The sequence below is a fragment of the Chondromyces apiculatus DSM 436 genome (genome assembly GCF_000601485.1).
GTDB classification, from domain to species: domain Bacteria; phylum Myxococcota_A; class Polyangia; order Polyangiales; family Polyangiaceae; genus Chondromyces; species Chondromyces apiculatus.
This window is the reverse complement of record NZ_ASRX01000041.1, coordinates 81,053-103,798: the sequence shown is the minus strand read 5'-3', so window position 1 is coordinate 103,798 and position 22,746 is coordinate 81,053. Positions and strand designations below refer to the sequence as shown.

Here is a 22,746-nt window from a genome sequence, read left to right as displayed (position 1 = left end):
GAGGCGCCGCTCCAGCAGGACGTCTCGCCGTGGGTTTCTTCAGAGCCGCTGGGGGGGACTCACTTCTCTGGCGCGCGCGCGGAAGCCACGGCGCCGAGCCGCGCCTCGATGCACAGCGCCGGAGTCATCACGGCAGGCGGTTGCAGCATCCGGTTGTGGTCGCCGGGGACCAGCAGCACCTCGATGGGCCGGCCCAGGACCTCTCCCCATCCCAGGTCGGGCGCCACTTGGACATCCTTCGAGGCGCTGAGGAAGGTGATCGGCACCTCGACCGGACGCACCTGCCAGGACCCCATCATGCGGTGGCTTCTCTCCGCGGTGACGAGGATGCGGCGCAGGTAGTCGACCGAGGCCGCCGCCGGCGCAAACTCGCCCGCGTGGTCGGCCATCGCCGCGGCCACCCGTCGCAGCCCGCCTTCGACGCCCATCCCCTCCAGCGCAGCGCGGGTGAGGTCGTCCACGCCGAGCTGCTGGCCGAGCATCCCCACGAACTCCATGGCGTCGAACGTGCCGGAACCTCCAGGCAGACCGGCATCGAGCAGGAAGACCCGCTCCACCGGCCGCCCTCGCGCGAGGAGCTGGCGCGCCATCTCCACCGCCACCACCCCGCCGAACGAGTAGCCGCCGAGCCGGTAGGGCGCCGCGTCGGGCAGCGTGCGCTCCAGCTCCTCGACCCACAGCTTCGCGAGCGCCTCGACCGACGCCGGAGAAGAGGCGAGCCCGTCGAGGCTGGGCTGGTCGAAGCTCCACACCGGCAAGGTGGGACGCAAGGCGCGGGTGAGCGCGAGGAAGGTGAGGCCTGTCCCGCCGAGCGGCGGGGTGAGGATGAGCGGGCGCTCCGTCCCTGTACGGCGGAGCGGCAGGAGGCTCCCGGCCGCAACCTCGCCCGCGGGAGACTGGAGCGCACGCGCCAGGGCGGCGATGGTGGGGGACGCGAAGAGCTGCCGCGGGGTGAGCGCGAGGCCCGCCCGCGCCGCGCGGCTCACCACCTGGATGGTCAGGATGGAGTTCCCACCCAGCTCGAAGAAGCTGTCCTGCACCCCGACCTCCGGCACCCCGAGCACCGCCGACCAGATCTCGGCCAGCGCCACCTCGGTGGGGGTGCGGGGCGCGAGGTAGCCTTCAGACAGGGCCGCGCGATCCAGCTCCGGAGCCGGCAAGGCCTTGCGGTCTACCTTGCCGCTCGGGGTGAGCGGCAAGGCGTCGAGCCGCACGAAGGCGGCGGGGATCATGTGCTCGGGCACCATGGCGGCCAGGTGTGCGCGTAGCTCTCCGGTGGAAGGCAGGACATCGCCGACCATGTATGCGACCAGCCGCGTCTCGCCCGAGCTATCGGTCCTCACCACCACCACACAGTGCGCGACCGCAGGGTGAGCCAACAGCGCCGCCTCGATCTCCCCCAGCTCCACACGGAAGCCCCGGATCTTCACCTGGTCGTCGACCCGCCCGAGGAACTCCATGGCTCCATCGGCTCGCCAGCGGCACTGGTCCCCGCTGCGGTACATCCGACTGCCTGGAGGCCCGAACGGGTCGGGGAGGAATCGCTCCGCCGTCAGCGCGGGCCGGTTCAGGTAGCCCCGGGCCACGCCCACGCCGGCGATAACCAGCTCGCCGGGCACGCCGACCGGCACGAGTTCGAAGGCGCGGTCGAGCAGGTAGACACGGGTGTTGTCGATGGGCCGCCCGATCGGCAGGCTCTCCGCCGCTCCCTCGGTGCGCCAGGCCGTGGCCCAGACGGTGGTCTCCGTGGGCCCGTAGAAGTTGAGCAGCGACCGCCCCTGGGACCAGCGCCTCACCTCCGCCGGTGCGCATCGCTCTCCGGCGAGGGCCAGGCTCAAGCTCGCCGGGATCGTCGTCGGCGACAGGGCCGGCAACATCGCCGGGGGCAGCACGACCGCGTCCACCTCGGCGAGCAGGCGCGCCAGGGCCTCGGGCTCGCTCCGCACCCGCTCGGACGCGATCACCAGGCACGCACCCGAGCAGAGGGCACCGAGCACATCGGACACCGCGGCGTCGAAGCCGAACGCCGCGAACAGGAGGACGCGCCGCTCAGGCCGGAGGTCCTGCCACGCCGCGCGCGCCCGCACCAGGTTGGGCAGGCCGCGGTGCGTGACCGCCACCCCCTTGGGCTTGCCCGTGGAGCCCGAGGTGTAGATGACGTAGGCGAGGTCGTCGGGCCCGGCGAGCGGCGAAGGATCGGCATCAGGCAGCACCGCGAGCCTGGCTTCGAGGGCATCCAGCTCCACCCGGTGCATTCCCTCCAGTCCATCCGGGGCGAGGCCCGAGCGGGTCAGCAAGGCGCACAGGCCCGCGTCGCACGCCATGAAGCGCAGCCGCGCCTCCGGGTAGCTCGGGTCGAGGGGCACGTACGCGCCGCCAGCCTTGAGCACCCCGAGGATCGCCACCACCACCTCGGCGCTGCGCGGGAGGCAGATGCCCACCCGCGCCTCTGGACCCACCCCCAGCCCGTGCAGGTGGTGGGCGAGCCGGTTGGCCCGGGCATTGAGGTCGGCGTAGGTGACCTGCTCCTCCTCGAACACCACCGCCACCGCGTCGGGCGTGCGCGCCACCTGCTGCTCGAAGAGCTGATGCACGCAGAGGTCTTGCGGGGAAGGCCGCGCCGTATCGTTCCAGGTCACCAGGAGCTGCTGGCGCTCCTCCGCCATCAGCAACGACAGCTCCGAGAGCCGCCGCCCCGGCTCCTCGGCCATGCCCTTCAGCACCTCCCGCAGGTGCCCCGCCATCCGGCCGATGGTGTCGCCGTCGAAGCAGCGCCTGTCCCAGCTCAGCTTGACCTGCAGCGCCTCGCCGGGGATGACCGCTGCGGTGAGGGGGTAGGTGGTCTGCTCGAATCCCTTCACATCGCCCAGGTCCAAGCCGAGGTCGGAGACGTCGAGCGCATCGCCGACCGGGTAGTTCTCGAAGACCAGCAGGGTGTCGAACAGCGTGGTCGCCGCAGGGATGCCGGTGAGGCGCTGGATGTCGGCGAGGGGCATGCCCTCGTGCTCGCGGGCGCGCACCTGGCTGGATTGCAGGGAGGCGAGCCACGCGCACAGCACGGCCTCGGGGCGGACGCGGACGCGCAGCGGCAGGGTGTTGATGAACAGCCCCACCATCTGCTCGACACCCTCGACGCTGGCAGGACGGCCGGCAACGGTGACGCCGAAGCAGACGTCGTCGCGGCCCGAGTAGCGGGAGAGCAGCAGCGCCCACGCGCCCTGCAGCAGGGTGTTGAGGGTGAGGTGGTGCGCGCGGGCCAGCCGCTGCAGCGCGGCAGTCGCCTCCACGTCGAGGGAGAGGGTGTGCTCGCCCTGGCCCGGGTCGTGCTGCGCTGGCGCGGGCAACGCCAGCCGGAAGGGCTCGGTGACGTCGCCGAGCACCTCGCGCCAGAAGGCAGCGCCGGCCACGCGGTCCTGGCCTTCCAGCCAGGCGACGTAGCGCCGGTACGGTGCCGGGTCGGGCAAGACCATCGGCGTGCCGGCGCGGCGGGCGTCATAGAGACGCAGGACCTCGCCCATCACCACCGGCAGCGACCAGCCATCCATGCAGACGTGATGGTGGCTCCAGACCAGGTGCCGCCGTCCGCTGGCGTGGCGAAGCCAGGCGAAGCGCATCAGCGGCCCCTGGTCGAGCGTGAAGCCGCGCGCCCGGTCGGCGGCGAGCCAGGCCTGCAACCGCTCGGGCTCGCTCTCCACCGGCTCACCCTGCCAGTCGATCCGCTGCCAGGGCTGCGCGACCGACGCCATCACCGCCTGCATCGGGCGCGGCAGGTCGCGCCACACGAGGGCGGTGCGCAGGGCGGGGTGACGGGCCACCACGGCAGCGAAAGCCGCCTCGAAGGCGACCTCGTCCACCACGCCGCGCAGCTCGAAGCAGAGCTGCTCGAAGTAGGCGGAGGAGTCGGGATCGTGCAGGGCATGGAACAACATCCCCGCTTGCATCGGGGTGGCCGGGTAGAGGTCGACGAGCCCGGGTCGCTCGGCGCAGAGCCGATCGAGCGTGGACTGGTCGACACCGGCGAGGCGCACGTCGGAAGGCGTCAGCCCCCCGGCCTGGTCATCGAGGCAGTGCGCCACGAGGGCCTCCAGCGAGGCGCGGAACGCCTCCGCGAAGGCCTCGACCGCACCGGCAGCGAAGCGCTGCCCATCCCAGTCCAGCCGCATCTGCAGCGCGCCGTCGACCACGAGGCCGTTGATGCTCACCGGCGAGGTCGGGTGGTTCTCCGGGGCCATGGACAGGCCGGTTGGCCCTGCATCCGCGCCCAGCCCCGCCTGTCCTGCCTGCACCTGGCCCAGGTAGTTGAACACCACCTCGAAGCCGCGCTCGGGCAGCGCGAGCCGCGCCCCGTCCTCGCCCAGCCAGCGCAGCATCCCGTAGCTCGCTCCCTTGTGCGGCACCGCCCGGAGCTGCTCCTTCACCGCCTTGATCGCGCCGCCCAGATCGTCCTCGCCGACGCCGCCGAGGTCCAGCCGCACCGGGAACACGGTCGTGAACCACCCCACCGTCCGGCTCACGTCGAGGCCCCCGAGCAGCGCCTCCTCGCGGCCGTGCCCTTCCAGCAGCACGCCCACCGCGTCGCCGCCGGTCCACCGACGCAGCGCCTGGGCCAGCGCGCACAGCAAGAGATCGTTGATCTCGATCCGATACGCCTTGCCCGCCTCGCGCAGCAGCGCCGTGGTGCGCGCCATCGAGAGGCACACGGTGGTGTGCAGGGGCTCGGCGTCGCCAGGTGCGCCAGCTCCCACCTCCGCCCCCCGCGCCGGGAGCGCCGTCACGGGCGCGGCGAGCACCGCCTCCCAGAACGGCCGCTCCGCGTCCAGCGCCCCCGCGGCCACCCGCGCCTGCTGCGCTTCGGCCCACGTCTTCCACGCCGTCGTCTTCGCTCCCAGCGCCACCGGCTCGCCCGCAGCGATCGCGGTGCATGCCTGCATCAGATCCTCGATCAGGACCCGCCAGCTCACCCCGTCCACCACCAGGTGGTGAATCGCCAGCACCAGCCGCACCCCCTCCTCGCCCCGGTCCACCCGCAGCGCCCGCAGCAACGGCGGCGCATCGAGCACCATGCTGGCCTGCAGCCGGGTGCCCGCGGCCTCCATCCGCCGGTCACGCGCGTCCCTGTCGGCGACCGCGGCCAGGTCCAGCACCTCCACCAGCACCGCGGGCGGCAGCGGCGCATGCCATGCCCGGGCGCCATCGAACCCGAGCCGCAGCGCATCGTGCTGCGCCAGGAGCGCCCGCAGCCCCGCCCCGAGCACCTCCGCCGACCAGCCCGCGGGCACCGTCACGCACACCGCCTGGTTCCAGTGCTGCGGCGTCCGGAAGCCCCTTGCGAAGAACCGGCGCTGGATGGGCGTCAGCGGCGCCTCGCCTTCCACCGGCCCTTGCTCGGCCCTCCCCTGCTCGGGTCCCGGGGCCACCACCATCGCCAGCGCCGCCACCGTCGGACGCTCGAAGAGCTGACGCGGGCTCAGGTGCAAGCCGTTGCGCGCCGCGCGGCTCACCACCTGGATGGTCAAGATCGAGTCGCCACCCAGCTCGAAGAAGTTGTCGTGCACCCCCACCTCGGGCACGCCGAGCACCGCCGACCAGATCTCCGTCAGCGTCGCCTCGGCAGGGCTGCGCGGCGCGGTGTAGCCCGCGGACAGGGCGGCCCGATCCAGCTCCGGCGCGGGCAAGGCCTTGCGGTCGACCTTGCCGTTGGGGCTCAGCGGCAAGGCGTCGAGCGCCACGAAGGCCGCGGGTACCATGTGCTCGGGCAACGTCGCCGCCAGGTGTGCGCGCAGCTCGCCGACCGAGGGCACCGCCTCGCCGACCACATAGGCCACCAGCTTGGCCTCGCCCGGGCCGTCGGTCCGCGCCACCACCACGCACTGCGCGACCGCCGCGTGCGTCGACAGCGCCGCCTCGATCTCTCCGAGCTCGATCCGGAAGCCCCGGATCTTCACCTGGTGGTCGAGCCGCCCCAGGAACTCCAGGGTGCCGTCGCCGCGGAAGCGGCACCGGTCTCCGCTGCGGTACATCCGGCTGCCCGGGGGCCCGAACGGGTCGGGCACAAACCGCTCCGCGGTCAGCGCTGGCCGGCCGAGGTAGCCCCGCGCCACGCCCACGCCTGCGATGCACAGCTCGCCGCGGACGCCGATCGGCACCGGCCGCAGGTCCGCGCCAAGCACGTGGAGCCGGTTGTTGGCGCCCGGCGGGCCGAGCGGCACCGACGCCTCGGGCGACGGGCTCCCCTCCCAGTAGGACGCGGTGACGGTCGTCTCGGTCGGCCCGTAGGAATTGATGAACCGGCGCCCCGCGGCGAAACGTGCGGCCAGCGCGGGCGGGCACGCTTCACCCCCGACGCGCAGCAGCCGCAGCGCATCCAGGCGTGCCTCCCCGAGCAGCATCAGCGCGCTCGGAGGCACGTGCGCGACCTCGATCGCGTGCGCACGCAGCAGCGCCGTCAGCGCCGCGCTGGAGCGACGTTGCTCCGCGGAGGCGATCACCAGCCGACCTCCCTGGGTCAGGGTCGTGAAGATCTGCGAGACCGAGGCATCGAAGCCGATGGACGCAAACTGCAGCACGGCCGTCCCCCGCCGGACATCGAGCAGCTCGGCCTCGTGCGCGATCAAGCTGACCACCGCGCCGTGGATCGCGCCCACGCCCTTGGGCTTGCCGGTGGAGCCGGAGGTGTAGATCACGTAGGCGAGGTTGTCGGGCCGCGCGCATGGCGCAGGTGCCGTGTCAGGCAGCTTCGCCAGCGTCTCTTCGAGCGCGTCCAGCGCCACCCGCTGCGTCCCTTCCGGCCACCCGAAGGCGAGCGAGGAGAGGCTGAGCAGCACGCGCACCTCCGCGTCGTCGGCCATGAAGCGCAGCCGGGCCTCGGGGTAGCTCGGGTCGAGGGGCACGTACGCCCCGCCGGCCTTGAGCACCGCGAGCATGGCCACCACCACGTCCACCGAGCGCGGGAGGCAGATGCCCACCCGCGCTTCGGGCCCCACCCCCAGCGCGCACAGGTGGTGGGCCAGCCGGTTGGCCCGCGCATCGAGCGCCGCATAGGTGAGCAGCTCGCCCTCGAACGCCACCGCCACTGCCTCGGGCGCGCGCCCGACCTGCGCCTCGAAGAGCTGGTGGATGCAGAGATCCTGCGGGTAAGCCCGCGCTGTGTCGTTCCAGGTCACCAGGAGCTTCTGTCGCTCCTCGACCGTGAGCAGCGACAGCTCCGAGAGCCGCCGCCCCGGATCCTGCACCATGGCCCTCAGCACCTGTTCGAGGTGCCCGGCCATCCGCGCGATGGTCTCCGCCTCGAACAGGTCGACGCAGTACCCGAGGGAGCCCTGCAGCCCGGTGGGTGTCTGCACCAGGCGCAGGGTGAGGTCGAACTTGGCGCTGCCGGTCTCGACGTCGAGGGGCTCCATGGCCACCGCGCCGAGCTGCACGGCCGGGAGCGGCGCGTTCTGCAGCACCAGCATCACCTGGAACACGGGTGTTCTGCTGGTGTCGCGGGGAATGCCCAGCGTGTCGACCACCTTCTCGAAGGGCACGTCCTGGTGGGCGTAGGCGTCCAGCGTGGTGCGACGTACCCGGCGCAGGAGATCCTGCACCGTGGGGTCGCCGCTGAGGTCCACGCGCAAGGCCAGGGTGTTGACGAAGAACCCCACCAGCGGCTCCAGCTCGGTGCGGATGCGACCGGCGATGGGGCTGCCGATGACGAGGTCGTCCTGGCCGGCGTGGCGCGACAGCACTGTGGCCAGGGCCGCCAGCAGCAGCATGAAGGGCGTGACCCCGGCGCGCTGGGCAAGCGTGTCGAGGTCGGCGCTGAGCGTGGGACCGAAGGCGAGCGACAGGTCGGCGCCGCGGTCGGACTGCACCGCCGGGCGGGGGTGGTCGGTGGGCAGGTCCAGCACCGGCGCACCGGCCAGGGCCTCGCGCCAGTAGACCAGCCGGCTTTTCAGCGCCTCGCCCTGCAGCCATTGCCGCTGCCACACCGCGAAGTCCGCGTAGCCGAGGCTCGGCGCCGGCAGCGCCGGCGTGCGACCTGCCGCAAAGGCGGCATGGGCCTGCGCCAGCTCACCGAGCAGCACCCCGAACGACCAGCCGTCGAAGGCCACGTGGTGCACGCACAGCAGCAGCACATGCTCCTCCGGCCCGAGCCGCCACGCGCTGACGCGCAGCACCGGCCCCTCGGCCAGATCGAACGGCCGCCGCGCCTCCTCGGCGAGACGCTCCTGCAGCACCGTCTCGTCGGCAATGGCCTCGACTGGCAGCCGGAGGGTGCCTGCCGGGGCGATCTCCTGCCACGGCCCGGCCTCGTCGTGATGCAGCGTGGTGCGCAGCACCTCGTGCCGCTCCAGGAGCCACCCGAGCGACGCCTCCAGCGCCGCCACATCGAGCGGGCCGCGCAGCCGCAGCGCCAGCGGCACGTTGTACTGCGCCGTGCCGGGCCTGAGCCGATCGAGGAACCAGAGTCGCTCCTGGGCAAACGACAGCGGCAGCCGGCCCCCGCGCGCGACACGCCCGATGGGCCCGCCTCGGGTGCTGGCCTGCGCCCCTCCCACCAGGCGCGCCTGCGCCGCCACCGTGCGCGCCTCGAACAGCGCCCGCAGCGGCACCTCCGCCCCCAGCACCGAGGCGATGCGGCTGGCGAGCTGCGTCGCCCGCAGCGAGTGCCCACCCAGCTCGAAGAAGTCGTCCTCCACTCCCACCACCTCGACCCCGAGCACCGCCGACCAGATCTCCGCCAGCGCTGCCTCGGCATGGCTGCGTGGCGCGACGTACCCTGCCGACAGCGCTGCCCGATCCTGCGCTGGCGCGGGCAAGGCGCGACGGTCGACCTTGCCGTTGGCGGTCAGCGGCAAGGCATCGAGCACCATGAACGCGGCTGGCACCATGTACGCGGGCAATGTCGCCGCCAGGTGCATGCGCAGCTCCCCGACCGAGGGCACCGCCTCGCCGACCACGTAGGCCACGAGACGCGCCTCGCCCGGGCCTTCGCTCCGCGCCACCACCACGCAGCGCGTGACCGCCGGGTGGACCAACAGCGCCGCCTCGATCTCGCCAAGCTCGATCCGGAAGCCTCGGATCTTCACCTGATCGTCGGCGCGACCGAGGAACTCGAGGTCCCCGTCCGCGTTCCAGCGCACACGGTCACCGGTGCGGTACATGCGCTCGCCGCTCCCGAACGGCACGGCGACGAAGCGCTCGGCGGTCAACCCGGGGCGGCCCACGTAGCCCCGCGCAAGCCCCGCTCCCGCGAGGTAGAGCTCACCGGTGACGCCCACCGGCACCGGCAGCAAGCGCGCATCGAGGACATAGGCGCCCGTGTTGGCCATCGGCTTGCCAATGGGCACCGTGCCCTGGAGGCGGAGCGGGCGGCGCACGGCATGGCAGGTGGCGAAGGTCGTGGTCTCCGTCGGCCCATAGACATCGACGACGAGGGTGTTCGGGCACGCCTCCATCACGCGCTGGACCGACACTGGAGAGACAGCTTCCCCACCCGTCCAGACCTCGCCGACCGCGCTGAAGCAGGGCGCGCACTCCTCGGCCAGCAGATTGAACAGGGCCGAGGTCAAGAACACGCCCGTGATCTTCTCTCTGACGATCACGCGCGCCAGATCATGGGTGGACAGCTCGCCTGCGGGGGCGATGACGACCTGCCCGCCGCCGAGCAGGGGCACCCAGAGCTCGTACGTGGAGGCGTCGAAGGCAGCAGGTGAATGCAAGAGCACGCGTCGCTGGTGACCCGTGCGCCAGCAAGGGTCGAACGCCAGCGCGACGATGCAGCGATGGGAAGTGGCGATGCCTTTCGGGGTCCCCGTCGACCCGGACGTGTACATCACGTAAGCAAGCTGGTCCGGGTGACAGGTGACGGGGGGAGCCCCTGGGTCCACCTCGACGCGCCCGGCGTCGACCACGAGCGTCGGCACCCCGTGCGGCAGCGCCTCGTCGCCACCCGCGGCTCCCGTCAACAGCAGCGCCGCGCGCGTCTGCTGGAGGATGTACGTCGCCCGCGCCGGCGGATAGCGCGTGTCCAGCGGCACGTAGACCCCTCCGGCCTTCGCCACCCCGAGGATGGACACGACGAGCTCCAACGAGCGCTCCAGCCGTAGGCCCACCATGCTCTCCGGCCCGACGCCCAGCGTGACCAGACGGTGCGCGAGCTGATTGGCGCGGGCGTTGAGGTCGGCATACGTGATCTGCGCGCCCTCGAACACCACCGCCACCGCGTCGGGCGTCCGCGCCACCTGCTGCTCGAAGAGCTGATGCACGCACAGCTCCTGCGGGTAGGGCCGCGCCGTGTCGTTCCACGTCACCAGGAGCTTCCGACGCTCCTCCGCCGTGAGCAGCGACAGCTCCGAGACCCGGCGCCCCGGCTCCGCCACCATCGCCCTCAGCACCTCCCCGAGGTGCCCCGCCATCCGGACGATGGTGTCCCGCTCGAAGAGGTCGGTGCAGTACTCGATTCCGCCCTGCAGGCCCTCGGGCGTCTGCTCCAGGGTGAAGGTGAGATCGAACTTGGCGCTGGACGCTTCGAGGTGCAGCGGTTCGAGCGTCGCCGCGCCGAGCTGCGCCGCTGGCGGCGGGGTGTTCTGCAGGACCAGCATCACCTGGAACAGCGGCGTCCTGCTGGTGTCGCGAGAGATGCCCACCGCATCGACCACCTTCTCGAAGGGCACCTCCTGGTGAGCGTAGGCGTCCAGCGTGGTGCGACGCACCCGGCGCAGGAGATCCTGCACTGTGGGGTCGCCGCCGAGGTCCACGCGCAGGGCCAGGGTGTTGACGAAGAACCCCACCAGCGGCTCCAGCTCGATGCGGTCGCGGCCCGCGATGGCGCTGCCGATCACCACCTCGTCCTGCCCCGCGTAGCGCGACAGCAGCGTGGCCAGGGCCGCCAGCAGCAGCATGAAGGGCGTGACCTCGGCCCGCCGGGCGAGGGCGTCGAGGTCGGCGCTGAGCGCGGGGTCGAAGGCGAGCGGCAAGTGGGCGCCGCGGTCGGACTGCACCGCCGGGCGGGGATGGTCGGTGGGCAGGTCCAGCACCGGCGCGCCGGCCAGGGCCTCGCGCCAGTAGGCAAGCCCGCGCTCCAGCACCTCGCCCTGCAGCCACTGCCGCTGCCAGACCGCGAAGTCCGCGTAGCCGAGGCTCGGTGGCGGCAGCGCCGGCAGAAGCCCCGCGACGAAGGCCGCGTAGGCCTGGGACAGCTCGCCCAGCAAGACCCCGTCCGACCAGCCATCGAAGGCCACGTGGTGCACGCACACGAGGAAGGCGTGCTCCTCCACCGCGGGCGGCCCGAGCCGCCACAGCCGCGCGCGGAGCACCGGCCCCTCGGTCAGATCGAACGGACGCCGCACCTCCTCGTCGAGGCGCTCGGCGAGCGCGGCGTCGTCGGCGAGCGGTTCGACGGGCAACCGCACCTCGCCCGGGGGTGCGATGCGCTGCCACGGCCCGGCCTCGTCCTGGTGCAGCGTGGTGCGCAGCACCTCGTGCCGCTCCAGGAGCCACCCCAGCGAGGCCTCCAGCACCGCCACGTCGAGCGGGCCGCGCAGCCGCAGCGCCCGGGGGACGGTGTACTGCGCCCGGCCCGGGTTGAGCCGGTCGAGGAACCAGAGGCGCTCCTGCGCGAACGACAGCGGCAGCCGGCCTCCGCGATCCACCCGGGCCATCGGCAAAGCCTGGACGCCGCTCCCGGCCGCCTCCACCAGGCGCGCCTGCGCCGCCACCGTGCGCGCCTCGAACAGCGCCCGCAGCGGCACCTCCGCCCCCAGCACCGAGGCGATGCGGCTGGCGAGCTGCGTCGCCCGCAGCGAGTGGCCTCCCAGCTCGAAGAAGTCGTCTTCCACCCCCACCGTCTCCACCCCGAGCACCGCCGCCCAGATCTCGGCCAGCGCCGCCTCGGTGGGGGTGCGTGGCGCGACGTACCCTGCCGACAGGGCCGCGCGGTCCAGCTCCGGCGCCGGCAAGGCCTTGCGGTCCACCTTGCCACTCGGGGTGAGCGGCAAGGCGTCGAGCCGCACGAACGCGGCAGGGACCATGTGCTCGGGCAGCGTCGCCGCGAGATGCGCGCGCAGCTCTCCGGAGGAAGGCAGCGCCTCCCCGACCAGGTACGCGACGAGACGCGCCTCGCCAGGGCCGTCGCTCCGCGCCACCACCACCCCTTGCTCCACGGCCGGGTGGGCCGACAGCACCGCCTCGATCTCCCCGAGCTCGATCCGGAAGCCCCGGATCTTCACCTGGTCGTCGAACCGGCCGAGGAACTCCAGGGTGCCGTCGGCCCGGAAGCGGCACCGGTCTCCGCTGCGGTACATGCGGCTGCCCTCGGGCCCGAACGGGTCGGGCACGAACCTCTCTGCCGTCAGCCCGGGCCGGTTCAGGTAGCCCCGGGCCACGCCCACCCCAGCGATGCACAGCTCACCGGGGATGCCGATCGGCACCGGCCGCAGGGCCGCGTCGAGCACGTAGAGCCGGTTGTTCGCGCTCGGCGGGCCGAGAGGCAGCGTCGCCTCGGGCAGCGGCGTGCCCTCCCAGTAGGACGCCGTGATGGTCGTCTCGGTCGGGCCGTAGGCATTGACGAAGCGGCGCCCCGGGGCGAAGCGCGCGGCCAGCGCAGGAGGGCACGCCTCGCCACCGACCTGCAGCACCCGGAGTGCCTCCAGGCCTCGCGCGTCGAGCAACGTGAGCGCGCTCGGAGGCAGGTCGGCGACCTCGATCGCGTGCCCGCGCAAGAGCGCCATCAGCGCCGCGCTGGAGCGGCGTTGCTCGTCCGAGGCCACCACCAGCCGACCGCCGCGGCTCAGGGGCGTGAAGATCTGGGTCACCGACGGATCGAAGCCGATGGAGGAGAACTGCAGGACTGCCGTGTCCTGGCGGAGGTCGAGCAGCTCGGACTCGTACGTGATCAGGTTGACCGCGGCGCGGTGGAGGGCGCCCACCCCCTTGGGCTGGCCGGTGGAGCCCGAGGTGTAGATCACGTAGGCGAGGTTGTCGGGCGCGGCGAGGAGCGCGGGCGCGGTCTCCGGCAGCGCCGCGAGCGCCGCCAGCGTGGCGTCGCCGACGTCCAGCGCGTCCAGCGCATCCAGCGCGACCCGCTGCATCTCCGCGGGCCACGCCACGGCGCCGGAGACGACGTGGGCGCGGGTCAGCAAGGCGCGCAGGTCCGCGTCGCGCGCCATGAACGAAAGCCGCGCCTCCGGGTAGCTCGGGTCGAGGGGCACGTACGCGCCGCCCGCCTTGAGCACCGACAGGATGGCCACCACCATCTCCACGCCGCGCTCCAGGCAGATGCCCACCCGCGCCTCCGGACCCACGCCCAGCCCGCGCAGGTGGTGGGCGAGCCGGTTGGCCCGGGCGTCGAGATCCCCGTAGGTGACCTGCTCCTCCTCGAACACCACCGCCACCGCATCGGGCGTGCGCGCGGCCTGCTGCTCGAAGAGCTGGTGCACGCACAGCTCCTGCGGATAGGGCCGCGCGCTGGCGTTCCACGTCACCAGGAGCTGCTGGCGCTCCTCCGCCGTGAGCAGCGGCAGCTCCGAGAGCCGCTGCCCCGGGTCCGCGACCATCGCCGTCAGCACCTCCCCGAGGTGCCCGGCCATCCGCGCGATGGTGTCCGGATCGAACAGCTCCGCGTCGTACTCCAGGGACGCCCGGTAGCCAGCGGCGGTCCTGACCATCGCCAGCGACAGATCGGACTTGGTGGTGCCTTCGACGTCGCCGCTGACCGAGGCGCCGAGCAGCTCCCACGGGGCGCCAGCGAAGCGCTCCGGGAACCAGGAGCGCTCTTCGAGCACGAAGCCCACCCGGAACAGCGGGCTCTGCTCGGCGCCGCCGCGGCGCGCATCGGGGACGGCGCGCACGATCTCGTCGAAGGGGAGCGCCTGGTGATCGAGCGCCGCCCAGAGCTGCCCGCGCAGTCGCTCGATGAGCGCGCCCACCTCCGGATCGCCGCCCGCGCTGCAGCGCAGCGGCAGGGTGTTGACGAAGAACCCGATGACCTCCTCCAGGCCCGGCTGCTCGCGGCCGCTGGTGTTCACCCCGACGGTGACCTCGCTCTGCCCGCTGTAGCGGTGGAGCAGCGTCGCCCAGCCGGCGAGGAGCACGGTGAACGGGGTGCTCCTGGTGTCCCGGGCGAGGGCATCGATCGCGTCGGCCAGCCCGGCGTCGAGGTCGAACCCCAGGAGGCCACCGAGCCCGCGCCGCTCGGCGGGAGGCGGGTGGTCGGTGGGCAGGTCGAGCACCGCGACGCCTTCGAGCTGCGCTCGCCAGAACTGCCGGTGCGCGTCGGCTTCGGTCGAGGAGAGCCAGCCCCGCACCCGCTCGGCGTGGCGTCGGTAGGAGGGCGCGCTCTGCAGGTCGAGGGGCTGTCCAGCGGCCACGGTGGCGTAGGCCGCGGACAGCTCACGCACGAACAGCCCGAAGGACCAGCCGTCCGTGGCGATGTGATGCCAGGTCACCACGAGCGCGCTCTCCGCGGCGCCCAGCCAGACCAGCGCCATCCTCAGGAGCGGCGGCGTGGCCAGGTCGAAGGGCGTTTCGGCCTGGGCGCGGGCGAGCCGCGCAAACGCGCCTTCGCGCTCTGCCGCAGGCAGATGACGGAGGTCGACGACCTCCACCGGCACCTCGACCCAGGGCAGCACCCGCTGCCACGGCACCCCGTCTTCCTCCACCACGTGCATCCGGAGCTGCTCGTGCCTGGACACGAGCCCCTCCAGCGCCTGCCGGAGCAGCCGGGGTTCGAGCAGGGCGCCGATGCGGGCCGTGGCGTGAAGGTTGTAGGTCTCCCGGCGCGCGAGCAGGCGATCGAGGAAATAGAGCCGCGCCTGGCCCGGTGAGGTGGGCGCCAGGAGGGGCCGCAGCACCGCGGGCGCCGACGGCAGCACGTCCGGGAGGGAGGCGAGGGATCCGGCGGTGCCGGCCTGGTCCTGCGGGCGCTCCACGACGACCAGCGCGTCGAGCGCCTCCGCCAGCCGCGAAGGCGTCCCGAGCCGCATCACGGTGCCGATCGCCAGCCGGAGTCCGGTGCGGGTGACGAGCCGGCCATGCAGTTCGGCCGTCATCAGCGAGTCGAACCCCACCTCCTGGAGCGGCCGGTCGGGATCGATGGCCTCGCGCGCGGGCTGGCCGAGCACCGTGGCAGCCTCGGCGCGCACGAGATCGAGCAGGGCGCGCTCCCTCTCCTGGTCGGAGAGCGCAGCGAGGCGCGCGGCGAGCGTCGCCGGAGCGCCAGCGCCGGCGCTGGCCAAGGCGGGTCGACGCGCGGAGACCCGGAAGAGGCCTCGCAGGAGGGGCGGCACCGCACCTGCCTCGGCGCTCCACCCGGTGGCGCGGAGGCGCGCCGGCACGAGCGAAGCCTCGGGCCGCAGGAGGGCGGCGTCGAAGAGGGCGAGCCCCTCGTCCGCGGAGAGCGCCGCGATTCCCAGGCGCGCCATGCGCGCGAGGTCGGCGCTCTTCAGGTGACCTGTCATGCTGCTGCGCTCTTCCCAGAAGCCCCAGGCGAGCGCGGTGGCAGGCAGACCCTCCGCTCTCCGCCGATGCGCGAGCGCGTCCAGGAAGGCGTTGGCCGCGGCGTAGCTGGCTTGTCCCGCAGTGCCCAGCACACCGGCCATGGAGGAGAACAGCACGAAGGCGGACAGGTCGAGGCCTTGGGTCAGCGCGTGCAGGTGGAGGGCGGCATCGACCTTGGGCCGCAGGACGCGAGAGACCCGCTCGGGCGTGAGAGCACCGAGGATCCCGTCATCGAGCACGCCGGCCATGTGGACGACGCCGGTCAGCGGATGCTCCCGGGGCACGGACGCGAGGAGCGCCGCGAGCGCCTCACGGTCGGCCGTGTCACAGGCGACCACCGTGACGCGCGCACCCGAGGCGGTGAGCGCGCGCTGGAGCGCCTCTGCCCCCAGCGCGGCAGCCCCCTGCCGAGAGGCGAGCAGCAGGTGCCGGACCCCGTGCGCCTCCACGAGGTGCCGGGCAACCAAGGCGCCGAGCGTGCCCGTGCCCCCGGTGAGGAGCACCGTGCCTTCAGGGTTCAGGGGGCGCGGCAGGGCCTCCGCGGGACGAAGCGGGGCGAGCCTGGGCACGCGCAACGTCCCCTCCCGCAAGGCGAGCTGGGGCTCGCCGGAGGTAACGGCCTCTGGCAGCGCCCGGAGCGAGGCCTCGGCGTCGTCGAGGTCGAGGAGGATGAGCGCGCGATCGGGGTGCTCGGACTGAGCCGCGCGCGCGAGGCCCCAGAGGGGCGCGTGGACCAGGTCGAGGTTCTCGTCATCGAGGCCCGTCGCCGCGGCGCGCCGGGTGACCAGCACGAGCTTGCTGGACGCCAGACGCTCGTTCGCGAGCCAGGCTTGCAGGACCGCGAGCGCGCGGTGCGTGGCCACGTGCGCTGCCCGGGCCACCTCCGAGGCCTGCGCCGGATCACCCGCCCCGGCCACCCAGGTGACCACCACGATCTCGGGCGCAGCCTCACCCGCGTCGAGCGCGGCCTCCAGCGCGGCCATGTCAGCATGTCGATCGAGCCGCCCAGAGGCCCTCTCGAAGCCTGCCGCCAGCCCCATGTCGCCGTCGCCCAGCAGCGCCCAGTGAGCCGTGTGCGCGCCGGTGGGCGCTGGCACGGACGTGCTGGGGACCGCCGCCCAGTCGACGCGGTGGAGCGCGTCCTGCCGCGCCACGAGCAGGCTCCGGATCTTCTCCGCCGAGGCGACCCGGGTGTGCAGCGCCTCCACCTCCAGCACCGGCGCTCCCGAGGCATCGGCGATGCTCAGAGAGACGTCACCTCGGTCACCGCCGCGGGACAGGCGCACCCGCAGGCTGGAAGCCCCGGTCGCGCCCAGGGACACGCCCGCCCAGGAGAACGGGAGCACCACCTCGCCTCCCGCCTGGAGGATCGCGATCGCCAGCACGTGCAGGGCCGCGTCGAGCAACGCCGGATGGATGCCGAACGCCCCCGCCTCCCTCGCGGGACCTTCGGGGAGATGCACCTCGGCGAACAGGTCGTCGCCGCGCTTCCAGGCGGCGGACAGTCCCTGGAAGTCAGGCCCGTAGCTGAGCCCTGCTTCCCCGAGGCGCGCGTAGATGCCCTCCAGCGCGAGCGGCGCAGCTCCCGCCGGCGGCCAGGCGCGGAGGTCGAAGGCGAGAGGCTCCGCGGCGGGCGCGAGGCGACCCGTGGCGTGACGGGTCCAGGGCGCCGCGGCGGGCGCCCCCTCGGCCCTGGCGTGGAGGGCGAGCGCCCTGCGCCCCGCCTCGTCCAGCGCGCTCACGGACAGTTGCAGGTGGACGGCGCCCTCCGCGGCGAGCGCGAGCGGCGCCTCCAGCACGAGCTCCTCGACCCGGTCCAGGCCCACGCGGCGCGCGGCGCAGAGCGCCAGCTCGACGAAGGCCGTCCCCGGCAGGAGGACCGTATCGAACACCGCGTGCCCGGCGAGCCAGGGGTGACTCTGGAGCGACAACCGCCCGGTGAAGAGCACCCCATCGCCCTCGGCGAGGGACACGGCCGCCCCGAGCAGCGGGTGGTCTGCCGAGGCGAGGCCAGCGGAGGCCACGTCGGCAGGCTGCGCTCTCTGCACGTCGAGCCAGTAGCGCTCGCGCTGGAACGCGTAGGTGGGCAGCGGTGCCCGCGCGCCCTCGGGCAGCACCCTCGCCCAGTCCACCGCGAGGCCCTGGGTGAACAGCTCGCAGAGGGAGCGCAGGAGCCGCGCGAGATCCCCCTCGTCCCGCCGCAGCGAACCGACCACCACTGCCGGCAGCCCCGAGGCGTCGACGGTCTCGTGCAGCGCCAGCGTCAACACCGGATGGGCGCTGACCTCGACGAAGAAGCGGTGGCCCTGCGCCAGGAGCCTCCCCGCGGCCTCCTCGAAGCGGACCGTCTGCCGGAGGTTCCGGTACCAGTAGCCGGCATCGAGCTCGGCGCCGTGGACCTTCTCCCCGCTGACCGTGGAGTGGAGGGGAACCGTGGACGCGCGCGGCGCGATCCCCGCGAGATCAGACAGGAGCGCCTCGCGGACCGCCTCGATCTGGGGCCCGTGGGAGGCGTAGTCGACGCGCACCTTGCGGGCGAAGACCTGCGCCGAGGCAAGCTCTCCGAGCAGCGCATCGATGGCCTCCGGGTCACCGGAGACCACGGTGGAGCGAGGGCTGTTCAGCGCCGCGATGGCCAGCCGCTCGCCCCAGCGCGCGAGGCGGCGCTCCACCTCCTGCGCGGGCAGGTCCACGGAGGCCATGGCGCCGCGCCCTGCGAGTCGTGCCAGCGCCCGGCTGCGCCGGGCCACCACCCTGGCCGCGTCGTCGAGCGACAGCGCGCCTGCCACGTACGCGGCGGCGATCTCGCCCTGGCTGTGGCCGACCACGGCGTCCGGTTCGACGCCGAACGACCGCCAGACCGCGGCCAGCGACACCATCACCGCGAAGAGCGCCGGCTGCACCACGTCGACCCGTTCCAGGGGCGGCGCCCCCTCGTCGCCGCGGAGCACCGCCCGGAGCGACCAGTCCACGTGCGGCGCGAGCGCCCGCGCGCAGGCGTCCATGCTCTCGCGGAAGACCGCGGAGACCTCCAGCAGCGGCTCTGCCATCCGGACCCACTGCGAGCCCTGCCCCGGAAAGACGAACACCACCTTGCCCGCCGTGCGCGCCTCTCCGAGCACCAGCGCGGCAGCCGCCTGGCCCTGGGAATCCTGGGGACCGCGCGACAGGGCGTCGAGCGCGTCGCGCAGCGTCGCGCGATCGCGCGCCACCACCGCGGCCCGGCGCTCGAAGTGGGTCCGCGTGAACGCGAGCGCACGGGCGATGCTCGCCACCCCGAGATCCGGGTGATCGTCGAGGTGCACCCGGAGCCGCTCGGCCTGCGCCCGCAGCGCCCCCTCTGTCTTGCCCGAGAGCACCACCGGCAACGCCTCGCGCGCCTCCTCGTCCCCCGGGCGGACCTCGTCCCAGATCACCGACGCGCCGCGCACGTACAGGGCGCCCAGCGTGTCCAGCATCACCCCCCGCTCGTCCTCGTCACGCCGCAGCGAAGGCAGCACGACCCCGCGCCGGCCGGAGCGGCGCAGGTTGGACTCCACCGCAGGCGAGGCGAGCGGATGGGGGCTGACCTCGACGAAGACGCGGATGTCGTTCTCCAGGAGCGCATCGACCGCCGTCGAGAACAGCGCCGGATCGCCGAAGTTGCGGACCCAGTGCGCGGCGTCGAAGTACTCGCCAGCGAGCAGCGCGCCGGTCACCTCGGAGACGATCGGGATCCTCGCGGGGCGAGGGTGCACCGCGCGCAGCGCCTCGAACAGCTCGTCACGCAGCTCATCGACCAGCGGGCAATGGGGGGCCACGTCCATGGCCACGCGGCGGCAGAAGACGCTCCGGCGCTCCAGCGCCTGGAACAGCGCATCGAGCGCGTCCGGCGCCCCCGCCACCACCGTCGACTCCGCGCTGTGCTGGATGGCGCGGAAGAGCCGCCCTTCGTGGCCCGCCAGCGCCTCGGCGGCCTCTCTCCACGGCAACCCCACCACGCCCATCGCGCCCTTGCCCTTCTGGCGCCGGATGATGCGTCCGTAGGCGCAGATGGTCCGCATCGCGTCTTCGAGGCTCAGGACCCCCGCCACGTGCGCCGCAGCGATCTCGCCCGTGCTGTGGCCCACCACCGCATCCGGCACGATGCCCAGGGCGCGCCACTGCGCCGCGACCGCGATCTCGATGGAGATGATCGCCGGCAGGCTGACGTCGATCTCGTCGAGCCGCGACCTCTCCCAACCTGCGGTCAGCTCCTCCAGCAGCGACCAGCCCAGGAACTGCTCGATATACCGGCTGCACCGCGCGAGCGTCGCCCGGAACGCCGGCGCCCCGTGCAGGAGCCGCTGACCCATGCCGAGCCACTGCGCCCCCTGCCCGGCGAAGACGAACGCGATCTTCCGCGCGGCGGCGGGCTCGGCGCGGCCCACCGACACCCCGACGTGCGCCTTGCCTCCCAGGAAATCCTGCAAGCGCTGCGCGAGCTCCTGGCGCGACCCCGCGGTCACGGCGAGCCGGTGCTCCTCCGCGCCCACCCGCGCCGCCGCCCGCGCCGCCGCGGCGCAAAGGACGCTCAGCGAGGATGCACCTGCACCTGCACCTGCACCTGCACCTGCACCTGCACCTGCACCTGCGTCTGAAGCCAGAGCCTCCATCGTTCGCTGCGCCTCCAGGCGCAACGCCTCCGGGCTCTCCGCGGCGAGCGGCAGGACCTCGACCCGACGCGCCGGCCACTCCGCGAGCACGGCGTGGGCGTTCGTGCCTCCCAGCCCGAACGAGCTCACCCCGGCCACCAGCGGACGATCCATCTCCGGCCACGGATCCAGCCCGGTCTGCATCCGCAGGTTCAGGTCCGCGAAAGAAATGAGCGGGTTCGGCGTCTCGAAGTTCAGGCTCGGCGCGAGCTGCCGGTGCCGGATGGAGAGCACCACCTTGAGCAGCCCGACGATGCCCGCCGCCCCCTCCAGGTGCCCCAGGTTGGTCTTCGCCGAGCCCACGTGCAGCGGGCGCCCGGCGGGCTTCCGCGCGCCCAGCACCGCGCCGAGCGCCTGCGCCTCGATGGGATCGCCGAGCGGCGTGCCCGTGCCGTGCAGCTCGACGTACTGCACCTCGGCCGGGTCGATGCCGGCGCGCGCGTACGCGAGGCGCAAGACCGCCTCCTGGGCCTCCGGGCTGGGCGCCGTCAAGCCATTGCTGGCCCCGTCATTGTTCACCGCGCTCCCGCGGATCACGCAGTAGATCGGATCGCCATCCGCGAGGGCGCGCGACAGGCGCTTCAGCACCACCACGCCCCCACCCTCCCCTCGCACGTAGCCGTTCGCGCGCGCGTCGAACGTGTAGCAGTGCCCGTCCGGAGACAGGCCCCCGAGCTTCGAGACGCCGATGGTGCTCTCCGGGAGGATGTTCAGGTTCACCCCACCCGCGAAGGCCAGCGCCGACTCCCCCCGGCGCAAACTCTCGCAGGCCAGGTGCACCGTCACCAGCCCCGAGGAGCACGCCGAGTCGACCGTCATGCTGGGGCCATGCAGCCCGAGCGCGTACGAGAGCCGGTTCGCGAGGAGGCTGCGGTGATGTCCGAGCACCGTGTGCGGGGTGACCGCCCGCCCCTCGTTCCGGTAGAGCAGCGCCGCGTAGTCGTCCCAGATGGATCCGAAGAAGACTCCCGTCTGGCTCCCCTTCAGCGTGCCGGGCACGATCCCCGCATCCTCCAGCGCCTCCCAGCTCAGCTCCAGCATGAGCCGCTGCTGCGGATCCATGACCGTGGCCTCGCGGGGGGAGATGCCGAAGAACGCTGCATCGAACCCGTCGATCCGCTCCAGGAACGCGCCCGCGCGGGTGTTCATCTTCCCCGGCGCCCCCGGGTCGGCATCGAACAGCGCCTCCGCGTCCCAACGGTCCCGCGGCGTCTCCGTGATCGTGCTCACCCCGCCCCTCAGGAGACCCCAGAACGCCTCCGGGCTCGGTGCGCCCGGGAAGCGACAGGCCACCCCGATGACCGCGATGGGCTCGTCCTGCGCCCCGCCCCCACCCTGCGCCCCGCCCGCGGCCTGGGTGACGGCAGGGCGCTCCCCGGCGTGACCGGCCAGGTGACGCGCCAGGGTCTCCGGGGTCGGGTGCTGCCAGATCAGGATCGGAGAGAGGGAGCGCCCGAGCGCGTTGCCCAGCTCCGCGGTCAGGTGCACGGCCCCCAGCGAGTCGAGCCCGTGACGGCTGAAGGGCTGGTGGACATCGACCGAGCGCGGGTCGATGCCCAGCCGCTCCGCGAGGCGGGACGTGATCAACGCGAGGAGATCTTCCTCCGCGAAGGGGACCGTTCGAAGAGGAGAGGAATTCTTCATGATGCTGCTCATGCAGGAGGCGTGGAGCACCGCATCCTTCAACAGGACACGGCGACGGCAGCTCCAGGGACTCGGTGAAAGACACTCAGCAGGGGCGCGGGAGTCGGCTCGCTACCACCGTCCGCGCGGCACTTCTAGGCCGAGATCCCGCACCTTCGCGCCGAGGGTCCGTTGTGCAGCGAACCTCTCGGGGGCGCGGGAGGGCTCGATCAAATGATCGATCGCGGCTCGATCAAACGATCGATCGCGGCTCGTTCAGAGAATCGGATGGCGCAGCGCGCGCGACCGTGCCGCCTCGCCTCGCATCCTGGCCCAGGAAACTACATCCCTGCCCTGTCTGCGTCGCGCAGAGGTCGCGCCGGAACGCGCAGAGGTCGCGCGGCAAGCGGAGGAGGCCGTCCCACCTCGGCGCCGAGGTCACGCCCTTGGGCGCAGGTGCCCTCTCGCGCGGGGTAGGTGCCGCGCCGGAAACCGATGCCGCGGCGTCCACGGTCGGGAGACATGAAGGAGGAAGCCGGATCTTCCTCCGGCCCCGCGGGAGAGGTGCAGTCGGTTTCCGACGGTCCCAGGTCCGCAGGGGGAATACCTGCGTCGCCTTCCTGCGCCAGCGTCCTCCCGCACGGGGAGGCCTGCTGCTGGAGCGTCACCGCCCCTGTTCCCACGAGGAAGGCGTGCAGTCGGGAAGCTGCACCCGTTCCCCCCCGGGGAAATGAGACGTCGGCGCCTCCGGCGGTCTCTCGCGCGCGGAACAACGTCCGTCGGACAGCCGCCTCCAGGACCTCTTCCCGCCGGGGCAGGGCACCGTCGGCGACCCACCGTACCCCTTCCCGCCGTGGATAGAGGGCTGACGGAAACCCCCGTACCTCTTCCCGCGCGGGGCAAGGGGACGTCGGCGCCCCCCGTACCTCTTCCCGCCGCGGACAGGGTGCCGTCGGAAACCGACAGCACC

The 22,746-nt window shown here is 73.2% G+C and carries 1 protein-coding gene; it reads right to left on the bottom strand.

What is annotated here, in order from left to right; translation table 11 throughout:
- Positions 1-59 precede the first annotated feature (59 nt).
- Complete coding sequence (locus CAP_RS24660; protein WP_197041339.1) at positions 60-21,797, bottom strand: non-ribosomal peptide synthetase/type I polyketide synthase; 21,738 nt, start codon at positions 21,795-21,797, stop codon at positions 60-62.
- Positions 21,798-22,746: the final 949 nt, after the last annotated feature.